This is a genomic window from Plantactinospora solaniradicis, from assembly GCF_042658085.1.
Classification (GTDB): domain Bacteria; phylum Actinomycetota; class Actinomycetes; order Mycobacteriales; family Micromonosporaceae; genus Plantactinospora; species Plantactinospora solaniradicis.
In genome coordinates this window covers 362944-378545 of record NZ_JBHSPR010000008.1, presented here as the reverse complement: position 1 = coordinate 378545, position 15602 = coordinate 362944, and the positions used below count along the sequence as shown (strand labels likewise).

General features: G+C 71.2%; 13 protein-coding genes. 8 read left to right on the top strand and 5 right to left on the bottom strand.

Annotated features, from left to right (window positions below):
- Positions 1 to 210 precede the first annotated feature (210 nt).
- Positions 211 to 459 (top strand): hypothetical protein, encoded by a 249-nt coding sequence (locus tag ACFP2T_RS11435; RefSeq protein WP_377420555.1) that lies wholly within the window; start codon positions 211 to 213, stop codon positions 457 to 459.
- Here ACFP2T_RS11435 and ACFP2T_RS11430 read toward each other — a convergent pair.
- On the bottom strand, positions 437 to 1285 hold the full coding sequence (locus ACFP2T_RS11430; RefSeq protein WP_377420553.1) for a DUF6082 family protein: 849 nt from the start codon (positions 1283 to 1285) through the stop codon (positions 437 to 439). The two genes, ACFP2T_RS11435 and ACFP2T_RS11430, sit on opposite strands and share 23 nt — an antisense overlap.
- A gap of 236 nt (positions 1286 to 1521) precedes the next feature.
- On the opposite strand from ACFP2T_RS11430, the gene ACFP2T_RS11425 reads away from it, so the two are divergent.
- A complete protein-coding gene (locus ACFP2T_RS11425) occupies positions 1522 to 2640 on the top strand; it encodes a lytic polysaccharide monooxygenase auxiliary activity family 9 protein (RefSeq protein ID WP_377420551.1) in 1119 nt (372 codons plus the stop codon).
- Positions 2641 to 2802: 162 nt separating this feature from the next.
- Positions 2803 to 3693, top strand: a complete 891-nt coding sequence (locus ACFP2T_RS11420) for a hypothetical protein (RefSeq protein ID WP_377420549.1) — start codon at positions 2803 to 2805, stop codon at positions 3691 to 3693.
- A gap of 72 nt (positions 3694 to 3765) precedes the next feature.
- Here ACFP2T_RS11420 and ACFP2T_RS11415 read toward each other — a convergent pair whose 3' ends face one another.
- Entirely contained in the window at positions 3766 to 4707 is a 942-nt protein-coding gene (locus tag ACFP2T_RS11415; protein ID WP_377420547.1) for a DUF2726 domain-containing protein, read from the bottom strand.
- A 215-nt stretch (positions 4708 to 4922) separates the two neighbouring features.
- On the opposite strand from ACFP2T_RS11415, the gene ACFP2T_RS11410 reads away from it, so the two are divergent.
- Positions 4923 to 8306: a hypothetical protein gene (locus tag ACFP2T_RS11410; RefSeq protein WP_377420545.1), complete on the top strand. Its 3384-nt coding sequence runs from the start codon at positions 4923 to 4925 to the stop codon at positions 8304 to 8306.
- A gap of 33 nt (positions 8307 to 8339) precedes the next feature.
- Here the strand turns inward: ACFP2T_RS11410 and ACFP2T_RS11405 are convergent, their stop codons facing one another.
- Positions 8340 to 9524, bottom strand: coding sequence for a monooxygenase (locus ACFP2T_RS11405; protein ID WP_377420543.1), 1185 nt, complete (start codon positions 9522 to 9524; stop codon positions 8340 to 8342).
- Positions 9525 to 9727: 203 nt separating this feature from the next.
- Here ACFP2T_RS11405 and ACFP2T_RS11400 point away from each other — a divergent pair, with 203 nt between their 5' ends.
- Entirely contained in the window at positions 9728 to 10603 is an 876-nt protein-coding gene (locus tag ACFP2T_RS11400; RefSeq protein ID WP_377420541.1) for a YcnI family copper-binding membrane protein, read from the top strand.
- A 31-nt stretch (positions 10604 to 10634) separates the two neighbouring features.
- Here ACFP2T_RS11400 and ACFP2T_RS11395 read toward each other — a convergent pair whose 3' ends face one another.
- Complete coding sequence (locus ACFP2T_RS11395) at positions 10635 to 11144, bottom strand: hypothetical protein (protein ID WP_377420539.1); 510 nt, start codon at positions 11142 to 11144, stop codon at positions 10635 to 10637.
- Between the two features lie 283 nt (positions 11145 to 11427).
- Here ACFP2T_RS11395 and ACFP2T_RS11390 point away from each other — a divergent pair, with 283 nt between their 5' ends.
- The 3 genes from ACFP2T_RS11390 to ACFP2T_RS11380 all read left to right on the top strand — a co-directional run bounded on the left by ACFP2T_RS11390 (position 11428) and on the right by ACFP2T_RS11380 (position 15092).
- Positions 11428 to 13005: a restriction endonuclease gene (locus ACFP2T_RS11390; protein WP_377420537.1), complete on the top strand. Its 1578-nt coding sequence runs from the start codon at positions 11428 to 11430 to the stop codon at positions 13003 to 13005.
- 252 nt (positions 13006 to 13257) lie between these two features.
- On the top strand, positions 13258 to 14145 hold the full coding sequence (locus tag ACFP2T_RS11385) for a SigB/SigF/SigG family RNA polymerase sigma factor (RefSeq protein ID WP_377420535.1): 888 nt from the start codon (positions 13258 to 13260) through the stop codon (positions 14143 to 14145).
- A 242-nt stretch (positions 14146 to 14387) separates the two neighbouring features.
- Positions 14388 to 15092 carry a GAF domain-containing protein gene (locus ACFP2T_RS11380; RefSeq protein ID WP_377420533.1) on the top strand — a complete coding sequence of 235 codons (705 nt, stop codon included), beginning with the start codon at positions 14388 to 14390 and terminating at the stop codon, positions 15090 to 15092.
- Between the two features lie 17 nt (positions 15093 to 15109).
- Here ACFP2T_RS11380 and ACFP2T_RS11375 read toward each other — a convergent pair whose 3' ends face one another.
- Positions 15110 to 15502 (bottom strand): winged helix-turn-helix transcriptional regulator, encoded by a 393-nt coding sequence (locus tag ACFP2T_RS11375; protein ID WP_377420531.1) that lies wholly within the window; start codon positions 15500 to 15502, stop codon positions 15110 to 15112.
- Positions 15503 to 15602: the final 100 nt, after the last annotated feature.

Here is a 15602-nt window from a genome sequence, read left to right as displayed (position 1 = left end):
CTGCCGCTGTGGCCACCGGTGGCGCTGTCCGGATCGGGCCGCCCCTCCGACACCGCTGCCCTATCCCCCGGCACTCAACACGCCAGCCAGGTCGCCCCGGTTCTGGCCGACGAACCAACGCTGGGAGCGCTGGGCAGGTCGCCCGGGTCGGCCCGATCAGCCAGGCGGCGGGGTCGCGGCCGGGCGGCACGACGTACCCCGATATCGGTCGTGACCAGCGACGGGCCGCACCTGCTACGACGTCCGTCGTGGCGGTGCCGGGCCTGTGCTGCCGCCTGGCCGTGCCAGACCGCCCGGGAGACCTTGCTGACCGAGTACGCCGACAACCGCGTCGGCCTCTCCGTCTACCTCTGCGCGACGTTGTACGACGCCACCGCCGATCTGCACACGCTCGGCCGGGACGACCGGCCCACGCCACGCGAGCTGTACGGCCGGTTCATCGGCTGGGTCCCGAGGTGACCGCCCGGGTGCGCCGACGGCGCAACGCCGCCCGAGCCCCGATCGCCAGCAGTGCCCCGCCGGCCAGTCCAAGGGTCAACGCGGTCCCCGGCTGCCAGCCCGTCCCGGTATCGGTCCGAGCCGACGGCCGCGCCGACGGAATTGGCGAACTCGGAACCGGCGCAGTGTCCGGACCGGTGGTCGGCAGAGCGGAGAACAGGCTCGGTGGCTCGGACAGGTTCGGGATCGGGCGACTCGGCGGTCCGGCGGCGACCGCGCGCCGGTACTCCTCGTCGATGGCCAGGAGCATCCGCTGCCGGCGCCTCCCCCGCTGCTCCCGGATCAGGGTCGCTCCGTTGACCTGCCAGTAGAGCCGGGCGGCCTCGGCCCGGAACAGGTTCCGGGCCCGGTACCGGGCGTCCGCCTCGGTGAAGACGCCCATGTCCCAGCGGGCGTTCCAGTAGGACAGGTACAGGTCGACGTACTCCAGCAGCCGCTCGTCGACCCCGTCCGGATATGGCGAGTCTCCGATCGCGGCGAGGTAGCCAGGATCGGAGAGCGCGACCTGGGTGAGGTTCCCGTGGATCTCGCGGAGTGCCTGGATCCGGTTCTGCCGGGTCTGTCGGGTCTGGACGACCAGTGACAGCGCGACCCCGCCGAGCGCGATCGCCGACAACAGCGCGGAGGCGGCCCCGTACGTCTCGCCGACCGCACTGGCCCGTTCCCAGTCGAGCTGCCAGTCCAGCAGGCCGGTCCGGGCCAGCAACGGCGACAGGAGTACGCCGGTCAGGCCGAGGAGGGCGAGGGCGGCCCACCCGGTCCAGATGGCAAAGCGTCGGTACGTCATCCGCCGATCCTCCCGATGCTCCGCAACCCGACCGACGCCACTTTGTTGGCCTTCCAAACTATTGACAAGCAGTATCCATCGGTGTGAATCTCTGTCCAGGGACACCGCCGCCGGAGCCGGGTGGTCGGTGCGGAGCGCCGGGCAGCCTCCCGCGTACTCGCTCGTGCAATCGACGTCTGGGGATCCCCATGTCTTCTCTCGCCCAACATCTCAACCCAGTTCGGCATCGCCCGCCGATGGTCCTGCGGATCCTCGCCGTCGCGATGGCCGGGGCCGTCGCGCTCACCGTGGCCCTGGTGGTCACGCAGGACACCGCAGGCGCCCACGGTTCGACGATCAATCCGGCATCGCGCAACTACGGTTGCTGGAAGCGTTGGGGCAACGACTTCCAGAACCCGAACATGGCGACGCAGGACCCGATGTGCTGGCAGGCCTGGCAGGCCGACCCGAACGCGATGTGGAACTGGAACGGCCTCTACCGGGAGGGAGTGGCCGGTGACCACCAGGGTCACGTTCCGAGCGGACAACTGTGCAGCGCCGGGCAGACCGGCGGCGTCCGGTACGCCGCGCTGGACAACCCGGGCAACTGGCAGGCCACGAACGTGAGCAACAACTTCAACGTCACCGTCCACGACCAGGCCCTGCACGGCGCGGACTACTTCCTGATCTACGTCACCCGGCAGGGTTTCAACCCGCTCACCCAACGGTTGGGCTGGAGCAACCTCGAACTGGTCAAGGAAACCGGCCGGTACGCGCCCGGCGCGGGCACCCGGGAGACCGGCGATCCGGTGCTGGGCGGCGTCTCCAACACGATCGCCATCAGTGCACCGGGACGTACCGGGCGGCACATCGTCTACGTGATCTGGAAGGCGAGCCACTCCGACCAGAACTACTACTGGTGCAGTGACGTGAACTTCCCGGGCGGGGGCAGCAACCCCACGCCAACGGTCACCCCGACCCGGACCCCGACCCCCACACCGACGGCGACGCCGACCCGGACCCCGACGGCCACCCCGACGCGTACCCCGGTGCCGACCACTCCGGCCGATGGGCCGCGAAGCTGCTCGGCGACGTACACCGTCACCGGCAACTGGTCCGGCGGCTTCCAGGCCGACGTACGGGTCACCGCCGGTAGTGCGGCGATCAGCGGCTGGACGGTGACCTGGACCTTTGCCAGCGGTCAGGCGGTCAGTTCGACCTGGGGCGCGAACATCACGTCCAGCGGATCGAGTGTCACCGCCCGGAACGTCGACTACAACGGCAGTCTCGGTGCCGGCGGCAGCACCACGTTCGGGTTCGTCGGTTCGCAGACCGGCAGTAACCCCGTACCGACCCTGAGCTGCGCCGCGGTCTGACCTTTCGGCGGAGGTCGGATACCTGGAGCCGGGCCCGCGGACGCGGGCCCGGCTCCAGGCTGTCCGGATCGGGCTTTGGGCAGCGCAGCCGTATGCTGAACCGAGCCGCGATCCTCTGGACGTCCGGCATTCCTGTACGTGCCGGATCATCGGGGAGTCGTCGTGCGGAGATCCCTACTGTTCGTCGTGTCCCTCGTCATGGCAGCCGGATGTTTCGCGGGCGGTGGAGCGTCGGTCGACTGGGCAGATCTCAGCCGCAGTTCCCTGGTCGGCGTCTGGCAGGCCGACCGCCGGGGCGACGTCATCGAGTTCACCGACGCCGGAGACTTCTACGCCGAGGATGTCGGCTACATGTTCACCGGTTTCAGCGACGTCCTACCGTCCGGCTTCGACGTCAGGCGGGACAAGGCGCCCGGATCGGGGCAGTGGTCGATCGGCAAACCGCTTGGCTATCCGACCGGGCCGGACTCGTTGGTCGACCTGTACTTCGACGTACTGGCGAAGAAGCCGACGGCCGGGGGCAACAACCTGGAGGCCCAGCGGTCGGACTCCGGGATCGTCCTCGTGCACTACATCGGCGACCCCGACGTCGGCAACACCATCTCTTACCACAGGTGCCAGACGGGATGCCGGCACATCGCCCCCGCCCGGAAGCCACTCGGCACCCGCCGGGAGGTCACCGCCAAGCAGTTCGTCGGCGTGTGGCGGGACAAGACCCGGAACAGCAAGATCGTCTTCGACCCGGACGGCACCTTCCATGGCGACGACTTTGCCCAGCTGTTCGGAGCGAACCGGTTCGTCCTGCCGGCCGGCTTCGACCCGACCCGGCAGCGGCTACCCGGAGCGGGGACCTGGACCCTGGTACGTTCCCGCTGGGACCCGACCGGGCCGGTCAGCGACGTCCACCTCAGGTTCACGATCCTGCTCGGGCGACGGGCCTCCGAGGGCAGCCGCCCGATGCCGATCTACACGGCCGGCTCGACCCTGGTGCTCGTCAACTACTCCAGCGACCCGTCGGTGAACCCGCAGCGTCGGTACAGCAAGCCGCTGTAGGCACCGGTCCGTCGGACCACGCGGGCGGTCCGTCGCAGGGCGCGCAGGGGGCTCGCCGCGCCACGCCGGCGGTCAGTCGAACGACACGTGGTCGAAGGCGTACGGGTTCTCCAACTCGTCCCGGCCCCGCCGGAGTACGTCGAGTTCCGCGGTCAGCCGATCCCGGTCGACGAGCGGCGCCTCGGCGCCGTCCCGCTGCCGTAGCCGCTCCCCCACCGCCAGGGTCGCGAGATCCTCGGCCAGCCGCCCCGGCTCGATGCCGCAGGTGAACCGGTGCTGCCAGATCCGGACCCGCTCGAAGAGGTACGCCCCGGGCCGCACCTGGAGCCACGCCCAGCCCTCGGCCGGACCGTTCTTCCAGTCCAGTTGCAGGCTGCGCAGGATCGGGTCGACGAGTTCCCGGTTCACGTACGCGTCGACCGCCGCCGCCCGGGCGACCGCGCCGAGATCATTGACATGGCCGGTACGCCCGTCCGGCAGGCGCCCCACGATGTCCCGGTAACTCATCGGCCCGCCCGGTGACAGCTCGGCGAACTCGGTCGGGTCGCCGGTCGCCTCCAGGAAGGCTCGCGCGTCGACGACGTACTCGACGATCCGCCGGCCGTGCGTGCCCGGCCGCAGCGTCGAGGACTCGATCCGGAACAGCTCCAGCCCGACCGCCTCGCAGACGGCGTGCTTCATCCGGTCGCCCCGCTGCGCCTGCACCGTCCGGTCGTCCGGATCGACGAACTCGATGGCGTACGACGCCGCGCGGCCACCAGGGTCCGAGACCAGGAAGTCGAAGGTGCTCCGGCTGGCCGAGTTCCACTGGTTGGCGGTGATTCCCTCGGGACGGCGCGGAACGACCTGGCCGAGCCGCTGGTTCGGCCGGGCGACCCGACCGGCCCGCTCGATGATCCCGCCGACGAGCGCCGCCGCGCCGTGGTCCGTCGCGCCACGGTCCGCCGCGCCGTACTGATCGGGAAGTCGGATGGATCGCGCCGACGTACTCCCGTCGTTACCGGTCTTTGCCATCTGTCCCTTGGTCCGTAACGTCCAGCCGCTCGCCGCCCTCCACCGCCAGTCGGGCGGAGAGCCTTCACAATGCTAGGAACCGCCGACAGACGCCGCGTCGCCGGTCCGGGTGTCGAGTATGAACGACCGGTACGCCGGCGCGACGCCTGACCGGCGGCGGTCGGCGGAAGAAACCCAGGGGCGGTCCGGGGCGGCCGGCGGGCACAATGATCACCGTGCCGACCTCGACCGATGAACTCCTGCGCGAACTGGAGCCGTTGCCGTACCCGCAACGGTGTCGCCGGCTCGCACCGATCGTCACGGCGATGGCCGGCGACGGCACGCTCGATCGGACCGTGACCGAGCTGCGCGACGGCGACCACTACCAGCGCCACCTGGCGCTGATGATGGCGCTGATCGGCCAGGACGCCGCAGCGGTCCGGGCCGGGCTGGCCGACGACGACCCCCAGATCCGCGCGCTCGCGCTCCGGGCCGCGCTCCGGGCGAACTGGCTGGCCGCACCGGAGCTGGTCGAACTGATGGCCGACGCGCCCCCGCTGACCCGCCAACTGGTCTACCGGACGCTGGCCCGGCTGCCGCGGCCCGAACTCGCCGACGCACTCGTCGAGCTGGTCCGGGACCGGTACGGCGAGCCGGAGGCCGCCCGACTGCTACCAGGCTGCGGCGCCGACACCGTGCAGCGGCTGCTGCCCGAACTCGACCACGCGATCCCGAGCTGGTCCCGGCTCGTCCGTCGACACCGCGACGTCGTGCTCCGGCACGCGGAAGAGCTGCTCCCCCGGCTCGACCACGCCGGCCGGAACCGCTGGTGGGAGCACTGCGGCCGTCAGTTGCTCCAGGTGGCCGCCACGGCACCCCGGCAGGTTCTCGACCTGCTGGACCGGTTCGCCCCGTCCACCTACCTGCCCGGCAACCTCGCCGACTACGGGGTGTTGGCCGCTGTCGAGCCGCACCGGGTGGTACGGCTGCTGACCAACCCCGACCGGGCGTCCTGGCTGCGCCGCAGCACGCTGCCCGCCGCCCTGCTCGACCGGCTGGGCCGGCTCGACCCGGACGACCTGGTCGGACTCGCCGGTCGGCTGCGGGATGGCGAGTCGGCGTTCGCCCGCCTGCTCCGGGCACTGCCGCCGAGCCGACGGGGGACGCTCTACGACGCGGCGACGGCGGAGGTGGAGAACGAGAACCTGGTGCCCGGTGAGGTGCTGCTGGCGGTCCTTCCACAGCGCTGGCGGCACCGGGAGGCGCGGCGCGTCCTCGGGCTGCCACGGATACGCGACGACGAGGCGGCGACCCTGCGGTACACCGCCTTCCTGCCGTGGCCGGACGCCGAACCGGTGCTGACCGCCGCCACCCGGCGGGCCAGCGCGGACGATCGCGGCACCGGTTACGAACTACTGCTGCGCGCCGCCGGACGCAGCGCCGACCCGGCGGCCGTCGCCGTCGCCGTCGAGCACCTGCTCCGGCTGCGCAACGAGCAGGATCCGGTCCGGGCCCGGGCCCTGCTGGCCCTGGCCGAGCTGCCCCGACTACTCGGCGCCGGTTCGGTCGAGACCCTGGACCGGATCGTCGTCGCCGCGATCGAGGCCCGGGACGCCTCCGCCGCCGGCCGCACCGCGCTCAGTCGGCTGGCGGTCGCGGTGCTGCGACACCATCCGGACCGGTCCGCCCTCCGGGACTGGTCCTGGCGGACGTTGGACCGGCTGTTCCAGCAGCGTAGCCAGCCACCGCTGCGCGAGCTGGCCGCCGGGCTGCGCCGGGGCCGGGAGCAGGAGTTCTTCGCCACCGTACGACCCTGGTTGGAGGCCGACGTCGCACGCGGCAACTTCCAGTCGCTGTTCGCCGTCAGTTCGAGCCTGGGCCGGCGTGGCTGGCGGCTGCCCGGATTGCAGGACATGCTGCGCCAGGCGATCAGCCCGGAGGTCGTACCGAGGGTGTTCGAACAGGCGGTGGGGCGTTGGCTCGACGACCCGTCGACCCGGTCCGAGCGGGTGGCGGAGGTGCTCCGGATCGACCTCTCGGCGGTGACGATCCCCGAGGTGTGGGATGCCGTCGCCACCCGCCGTACCGACCTGCTCGACCTGGTGTTGGCCGGCCCGGTGCCGGCCGGGAGGTTCCTCAACGCCGGCCAGCGGTGGAGTCCCCGCTCCGCCCGGTACGCGCGCCGGTGGCTGCCGCGTCAGCAGCGGGCCGTGGTGGAGCTGCTGGCCGGGCACGCCGCCGACCCGAAGGTGCCCGTCCATGGTCGTGCGGTGGCGATCGCCACTGCCGCCTGGGTCCCCGAATACGGTCGGCAACTCCTCGCCCGTTACGTCGACTCGCCGAACGTTCGCCTCGCCGAGGCCGCGCTCGGTGCACTGCCCTGGACCGACCGGCCGGCCGAGGCACTGCCGGTCCTGCTCGACCGGGCCGACGGTGACCGGGCCCGGGTCGCCACGTACGCGGCCGGCCGCGCCGTGCAGTTCGCCGCGCCGTCCCGGCTTCCCGGCCTCCTCGCGAAGATCGTGACGCGGCGGGGCAAGGTGACCAGTCGTAAGGAGGCGATCCGGCTGCTGGGCCGGTTCGGTGGGCCGGAGGCGACGGAGCTGATGCTCGACGCGTGGCGCCAGCCGGACCAGCACCGCGATGTCCGTACCGCGATCGTCTCGGCTGCCCGGCTCCGGCTCGACCGGCCGCAGTGCTGGCAGATCGTCGAGCAGGCCGTGACCGGTGGCCGGGAGGAGGTGCTCGCGCTGCTGGGCAATCCGGTCCGGACCACCGCAGCACCGGACCGCCCCCGGTACGCGGCACTGGTCGTCCGGGCCTGCGACCATTCCGACCCGGTCGTCGCGCGGGCGGCCTGGGGGATGCTGCCGGACTGGGCTCCCTGGGCCCCGGACCTCGTCGGGCTCGTCGTCGCGGCGGCCACCCGACTGGACACCGAACAGACCTGGCCGACGGTGGCTGACGCGGTCGTCCGGCTGCTCGACGGCCAGCCGAAAACGCCGACCCCGCCAGCACAGGCGACGGCGGCGACCACGGCACGTCCACTGGACGCGGCGCTCGCGGCGCTGGTCCGGCTCGACGGCCTCGACGCCGATCCGGGTGGACCGGCCGCCGACCGCCCGGCCCGGCGGCGGATCGAGCAGCTGGTCCAGAGCACGGTCCACCGGGCCGCCGACGCCGGTCCCGAGCTGGATCGGAAGCCGCTTCGCGAAGCCGCCCGGATGCTGGCCGGGCAGCCGGAGTTCGTACCGGTGGCCGGCGAGCTGCTCGGTCAGCTTGCCCGGCTCGACGCGGCCGTACCCGACGACCTGGCGGCGGATCTCGCCGAGCTGGCCGACCTGCTCGCCGACCGGCCGGCGCTGGCCAGTCGGCTCGCCGAGGGTCTCGGCGCACGGGTACAGGCCGGCGGGGACCGTTGGCCCGGGTCCACGCTGGTCGGCGCGGCCGCCCAGCTCGCCGGGCGGGGCGATCTCGCCGCCGGGCTGTTCGCCGTGTCGCTGAGCCGGGCCGGCGGCCGCTACGGCTGGAGCCAGCCGTGGCGGGTCCTCCTGCACGGGCTTCGCCGTCATCCGGTCCCGGACGTCCGATCGGCCGGCTTCGACGTCGTCATGTCCTGAGGGAAACGGCCGGGGAGGGGTCCCCGGCGTCGTTCAGGCTGGCCGGGACAGGATGACGAGCCCGAGGCACATCTCGTCGCTGGTGCCCTCGCCCCAGACGACGTACCGGGGCGGCAGGGCACGTAGCTGCGGCAGCCGCTGGCGCAGCGTGACGTCGTGGGTGCAGGTGACCCGGTAGACGTCGCCGGGCTTGACCGCGACCGGCGCCGCCAGCGGCCGGGTGGACTGCTCGTCGAAGTTGTACGTCGGGATGTCGAGCAGGGTCCGCGCCTTCGCCGTACCGGGATTGAGTTCGATCTTGATCGCGCGGCCGAGCAGGTGCATGTGGCCGGCGAGCGCGTGTATGAGTCCGGCCTCGCGGATTTCGTGGTCGCAGTGCTGGGTGTTGCCGGCGACCGGGCCACGACCCCGGTTGCAGAAGTCGTTCAGCTGTTCCGCCTGCCCGCCGGACTCCGCGCCGAACCGCCGCTGGACGTCCCGCACCGCGGCCTCACGCGCGCACAACTCGCCACGCTCGTCCTCGGCGCACGGCAACTCGACCGGCGCCGACAGTAGCTCGGTGACCAGCGGATCCACTGTGGCGGTGCCGTCGAGAAGGCGCAGCCGGATGCCGGACTGGTCGCTGCCGACCTCATCGCCCTCGACGCCGAGCAGGTTGTAGTGCACCTGCATCACGAGTTGGCTGCCGGGTGGCATCGGATAGCCGATGCCGGGCGCGAGCAGTGTCTCGTTCGCCCCCGGCGCCCAGTGCGCGACCCAGGCCGCGTCGCCGATGCCGGCGTTGCCGAAGCAGGTCCAGCCCGGCTCCGGCGATTTCGCGTCGAGTTCGCGGGCCGGCGACACCTCGGCCGGGTCGAGCCGGAAGAAGATCGCGTGATGGACGATCTCCGCGTTCTGCGGCAGGAACTGACTGCCGGTCAGGTACCCCTGCTCGGTGAGCTTCGGGTCGACCAGGAAACACCGGTACTCGTCGGTGCCGCCGTTCGGTGCCATCGGCCGGTACGGCTGCGGCATCGCCAGGTTGACGAACCGTTCACCGGTACGCAGCGGCGCCGCCGCCGGTATGTCGGCCGGGGCACCGTGTCCGCCGTGCGAGCTGGCGGAGGCGGACGCGGACGGCGCCGCTCCGGGCTCCGGCCCGTTCGCGCAGGACGTGGTCGAGACGATGACGGCCAGCGAGACGGCCGCGGCGAGGAGTTGGGGTACGCGTCGATGCACGTTCTTCCTAACGGCAGGCTTCCGGTGAGGATCCGGGCTGACCGGCAACTGTCCGATGAAAGTCGGAACTATCCGAGGATAACTCCTGACCGGCCGGAACCGCTCGTCGAGACGGCGGCGTAACATACCGGCCCGTCGGTTGAACCTTTTTCGCCCCGGGGCCGAACTACCTGGAGTGTCGGCCGGACGAAGGGACTTTCTCAGTGGGTCACAGGGCATTGTGCTGGGTCCTCGGCGTCGTCACGTCCGCGGTCGTGGCGGCGACCCTCGGCGCCGCTCCCGCGATGGCGGACGTGACGATGACACCAGGGCAGGCCGTACAGGGTGAGTCGGCGAAGCTGACCTTCCGGGTGACCGAGGACCGGGCACCGGCGTACACCACCAAGGTCGAGTTGCTGATGCCGGAGTCGGCGCCGGTCGCGGAGACGTACCCGATGTCGGTTCCCGACTGGGCGCCCCGGATCACGATGCGGAGGGTCGACCAGACGCTCGGCGGGATCCACCACGGTCAGGTGACCGAGGTGGTCGCGAGCATCGTCTGGACCCGCTCCGGTGCCCCGGCGGCGAATGGCGGCGGAGCCGAACTGATCATCTCGCTGGGGCCGATGCCGCAGACCGACCAGATGACGTTCGGCGTCGTGCAGACGTACTCCGACGGCCACGTGACGAACTGGAACCAGCCACCGTCCGCCGAGGTTCCCCAACCGGAGTTCCCGGCCCCGGTGCTGACCCTGGCGCCGCCGCCCGCGCCGCCCGCACCGGCGAGCGCGGCGGGCACCGGAACGGACGCTCCGGACAGCGCCGCCCCGGTCGGTGACGACAGCGGGCAGGGACTTGGTCCGCTCGCCGTCGGACTGGCGATCGGGCTGCTCTGCGGCCTGGCGGTCGCCGGCTGGCTGTACGTCCGCCGGCCGAGGGTCGCCGCCGGGACCGCCACCGGGACCGCCACCGGGTCGGATCCGGCAGAGAGCCCGGAGCCGGAGCCGGAGCCGACCCAGACGTCGACGCCGGATGCCGAGGCACCGGCGACGGCGAGCCCAGCGCCGGCCCGGGCGAAGGGTTGGCGACTACGGGAGTGACCGGACGTTCACTCCCCGGTGGCCCGCCCCGTCACTCGTCGGTGGCGGCGTCCTCGTCCTCGGTCTCGGACTGGTCGACGTCGCCCCGCCGGAGTACCGCGTCGGGACCGGACAGCACGGTCACCCGGTAGCTCAGACCGAGGTTGGAGAAGATCTGACCGCGCAGGCCCAGGCAGAGTCCCACCCCCGGCAGTCCCTCCGGGTGCTCGAAGAACTCGACGACCGGTTCGGCGACGGCGCCGACCAGTCCCTGGGTCCGCAGCGCCGTACTGGCCACCTGGAGCAGACCGACGGTGACCTGCACCTCGACGTCGTCGAGCGCATCCACGTCGTACCAGTGGGTGTCGGGCAGGAATAGTTGCGAGTCCACGTTCCGCTGCCGGTAGTCCGGGCCCAGCAGGCCGCTCTCGGGATCCGGACGGTCGCCGAGCCAGGCCATCCCGGCATAGTCGCTGCGGAGCCGCTGCGTGTCGGTCTGGAACTCCGTCACGACGGTGTCGAGGCGCGGCTGGGCGACGAGGTGCACGTCTGCGTCGGTCACGCGCGGCACCCTAGCACCGCCCGAGCCGGCCCGGAGACCGGCCACCCCCGGCGTCACCTGGGGCGTTCCGGTTCCGAGCGACCGCTTCGCCCCGTGGCGCTACCCTGAGGTCCCCGCTGGACGGACCCGTCGCCTTGGGACCAAAATGTGCATGCATCGAGGACGACGGTTGACGCCAGGCCGGGGGAAGGGACGTCGGCGCGGGGGAAGGGATGGCACCGGTAACTCGCGGTAACCGGTGTTCGGACGGTGATCGGGGACGCACATGGGCATCATGGGACAGATGCAACGGGCGCACGCGCAGCAGGTGCACGCCCAGCAACGAGCGTCGACCACCCCGTACCAACAGCACCAGCAGATGCTCTGGGAGGCCGAGCACGCCCGGCGGGCCGCCGAACGCGCTGCCGAGGCGGACGAACGCGAGCGCAAGCGGCTCTACGTCGAGGCCCGGTCGGCACGGGTGGCCGCCGCTAACGCGAATCTCCAGTCCCAGCTGGACGAACTCGACACCCTGTTGCAGACGACGCTGGACATCGACGACCACATCGACCTCGAACGGCTGAAGAAGAAGGCCAGCTATCCGCAGTTCCAGCCGGGTGAACTCGGCATGCCGCTGCGGGCGCCGGACTGGCGCCGGTTCGCGCCGCCCGAGCCGAAGGCCCTGGGCAAGATGTTCGGCGGCGAGGCCAGGTACCAGCAGTTGCTGACCGAGGCAGAACAGGCGTTCGAGAAGGCCAAGGCGAAGTACGCCGCCGCCGAGGCGGCCCGGGAGCAGCGACTCGCCCAGGCCAGGCGGAAGTACGAGCGGCACTGCCAGCAGCTCGACGCGCAGGTGGCCAGCCACAACACCGAGATCGACCAGTTCGGCGCGGCGCTGGCCGCCGCCGAGCCGAACGCCGTGGTCAAGTACTTCGGGCTGGTACTCGGCAACTCGGTCTACCCGGACGACTTTCCGCAGCGCTACCGGCTCGCGTACATCCCGGACTCCCGGCTGATCGTCGTCGAGTATCTTCTGCCGACCGTCGACGTCGTCCCGAAGATCCAGGAGTACCGGTACATCAAGGTGCGCGACGAGGTGCAGGTGACGGCCCGGCCGGCGGACGACACCCACCGCCGATACGCGGACGTGATAACCCAGGTGGCGCTGCGTACGGTGCACGAGCTGTTCGAGGCCGACCGGACCCGGCTGGTGGAGACGATCGTCTTCAACGGCATCGTCGAGACGACCCATCCGGGCACCGGCCAGTCGGTGCGCCCGTGCCTGGTGACGCTGCGCACCAGCCGGGACTCGTTCACCGCGATCAACCTCGGCAAGGTGCTTCCGGCGGCGTGCCTGCGGCACCTGCGGGCCACGATGTCGACCCGGCCGGAGGATCTGGTGGAGGTTCGGCCGGTGCTGGAGTTCGACGTCGTCGACAAGCGCTTCGTCGACGAGGTCGACGTGCTGGCTGACCTGGACCAGCGGGCCAACCTGCTCACCATGAGCCGCGCCGAGTTCGAGAAGGTGATCCGGGACCTGTTCGGCAGGCTCGGTCTGGAGACCAGGACGACCCGGGCGGCGCCGGAGGGCGGCGTCGACTTCGTGGCCTTCGATCCCCGTCCGATCTTCGGCGGCAAGGTGGTCATCCAGGCCCGACGGCACCGTGGTCCGATGGACGTCTCGGCGGTCCGGGACCTCTTCGGCACCGTGCTGGGCGAGGGGGCGACCAAGGGAATCCTCGTCACGACCAGCGGTTACGGTCCGGAGTCGTTCGAGTTCGCCTCGGGCAAGCCGCTGGAGCTGATCGACGGCTCGAACCTGCTGCACCTGCTCGCCGAGCATGCCGAGGTCCGGGCCCGGATCGACACGCACGAGAGCTGATCCGGCGGCGGCGTTGGTCAGTGGGCTGAACCGCCGGCAGAATCCCGCGGCGCCGAGCGGCCATATCGACGTGCTCAGGGCGTACAGTGATTGCAGATCGGCCTTTCGCACTGATGCGCCAGTCAGCGTTGACGCTGGCATTCCTTCGCCGCCCGGACCCCGCGGTCGCACCCAGCGACTTTCGGCGCCTTCATCAACAGGCGCCGTCTCCGCCGGCACACCGCGGCGACAATTCATAGGGCGTTGATCACCATGACCGTTCTCGCCGAACCGACCCTGAGCACCGCCGTGTCCGTTCATCCCGCCGAGGCGGCAGTGCCGGTCGCCAGCGACCCTCGACAGCCCTTCACGAGCCTCCGCGCCGTTGCTCCCGTCCGTCGCACCCCACCGGCCTACCCGCCGACGAGCACCGAACAACTGTTACGCCAACTCGCCAGCCTGCCCGCCCGGCATCCCGACCGCACCAGACTCCGTACCCGGGCCATCGAGGAGAACCTGCCGATGGCCAACCGCCTGGCACGCCGCTACGCCGGACGCGGTGAACTCCTCGACGACCTGTCCCAGGTCGCCGCTCTCGCCCTGATCAAGGCCGTCGACGGCTACGACCCCGGCCGGCAGAGCCCCTTCGTCTCCTACGCCGTCCCGACCATCCTCGGCGCCCTCAAGCGACACTTCCGGGACACCGCCTGGGGAATGCGGGTGCCGCGCTCGGCCCAGGAACTGACCCGCGAGGTCGGCATCGCCACCGGCGAACTCAGCCAGCGGTGGGGCCGCCGGCCGACCCCCGCCGAACTCGCGGAGCACCTGCACGTCACCGTCGATGCCCTACAGGTCGTCATCGGCGCCAGGCAGGTCTACCACCTGGCGTCACTGAACACGCCGTCCTCCGCGGCAACCGGCGTCGATCGCATCGACCTCCTCGGCGGCGTCGACCCGCACTACGCCCACGTGGACGACCGCCTGACCCTGCGGCTGCTCCTGGCCGCGCTTCCCCCACGGGAGCGACGCATCCTCGCCCTGCGGTACTACGGCCAGCTGACCCAGACCCAGATCGCCACCGAGGTCGGGGTGTCCCAGATGCACGTGTCCCGACTACTGAAACAGACGCTCAGCCGGCTGAGGGCTGCCCCGGAGTGGTGACGAACAATGCCGTACCGAACAAGCCGGCAGCCTGTCACCGACCTGGAACGTCGGTGCCGACGAGAATGGCACGATTTCAGTCACGCGTACGAGTCGGTTGATGACATAGAGTGTGGGCGTATCACAGCCGCCCCAGTCCCCGGCGGTGTCCTGGCCGCAGGCGCATCACCGGGAGCACTGGATGACCACCTCAGAGATCTGCGCCGACCGTGCCTCCACACCGTGGCTGACCGGGGCGCACCGTGTTTCCGAGCAGTGAACCGGGCTACTCCGCCGGAGTCCGGCCGGATGATCGACCTGGGCTTTCCGATGGCACCGCTTTCCTCACCGACCCCCTCGTCGCCATCGCTCGGATCACCGCGAGCCTGGCCGAGCGGGTCAGCTACGCATCGGTGACCGCGTCGCACTCCGGCTCGTTGACGACCGTGGCGACCAGCAGCGACGTCGCCCTGGCCGTCGACCTGGCCCAGTACACCGATGCCGCCGGTCCCTGTCTCGACGCCCTCAGCTCGGGCAAGGCGGTGAGTGTCCCGGACATCGCGGCCACCGTGACGTGGCCGGGGTACCGCGACATGGCCCGGCGCCTCGGCGTCCGCGCGTCGCTGTCGATCCCGCTGTTCGCGGACGGCGGCGCGGCGATCGCCGCCCTCAACCTCTACGGCCGCAGTCCCGATCCGATGGCATCGTTCACCAGCGGCGTACGGATCGCGTATGGCGTCGGCCCGACCGGAGCCGGACAGCCCACACAGTCCACGGATGCCGGCAGCGAACAACTTCTCACCGGGCTCGTCGCAGCGCTCCAGATCCGCGACCTCATCCAACAGGCTCTCGGTGTCGTCCGGGGACGTGACCACCAGCCGGCCAGAACCGCCTACCTGGTGCTCCGTGAACGGATCTCCGGGACGGGTGTGCGTCCACCATTCTCCGTGCGTCCACCCTCGTCGTGAGGAAGCACGGTTCGACCTCAGCCGGCGAGTCCACGCTCGCGGTCGTACGCGTCCCGGGCGGCGGCGATCGCCTCGCGATGGCGTTGCGCCCAGCCGGTGAGGCTGACCAGGGACTCGTAGAGTTCCCGGGCCATGTCGGTGGCGACGTACTCGACCCTCGGCGGCACGGTGGGATAGACGGTGCGGGTGAGCAGCCCGTCCCGTTCGAGGTGACGCAGAGTGAGGGTGAGCATCCGCCGGCTGATTCCCTCGATGGACCGCTCCAGTTCGGTGAACCGGACCGGACCGTCGCTGGCCGCGATGATGATCCCGATACTCCACTTACCGCCCACGCGGTCGAGAACCTCGCGCACCGTACAGGCGCTGGTGTGCTCGGCCTGGCAGGACTCCTGCGTGTTCGGTTGGGACATGGCTGCGCCCTCCTTACCCGGCCCCCATGATCCCACCACGGGCCCGGTGACACCCGGTCACCCCTGAAGACCGGTGACGCGCGTCGGCGCTGGTCGTCCG

Coding starts and splice junctions, on each gene's coding strand:
- ACFP2T_RS11430 (WP_377420553.1), bottom strand. CDS start 1,285: ATGACGTACCGACGCTTTGCCATCTGGACCGGGTGGGCCGCCCTCGCC.
- ACFP2T_RS11425 (WP_377420551.1), top strand. CDS start 1,522: ATGGTCCTGCGGATCCTCGCCGTCGCGATGGCCGGGGCCGTCGCGCTC.
- ACFP2T_RS11415 (WP_377420547.1), bottom strand. CDS start 4,707: ATGGCAAAGACCGGTAACGACGGGAGTACGTCGGCGCGATCCATCCGA.
- ACFP2T_RS11390 (WP_377420537.1), top strand. CDS start 11,428: ATGCAACGGGCGCACGCGCAGCAGGTGCACGCCCAGCAACGAGCGTCG.
- ACFP2T_RS11385 (WP_377420535.1), top strand. CDS start 13,258: ATGACCGTTCTCGCCGAACCGACCCTGAGCACCGCCGTGTCCGTTCAT.
- ACFP2T_RS11375 (WP_377420531.1), bottom strand. CDS start 15,502: ATGTCCCAACCGAACACGCAGGAGTCCTGCCAGGCCGAGCACACCAGC.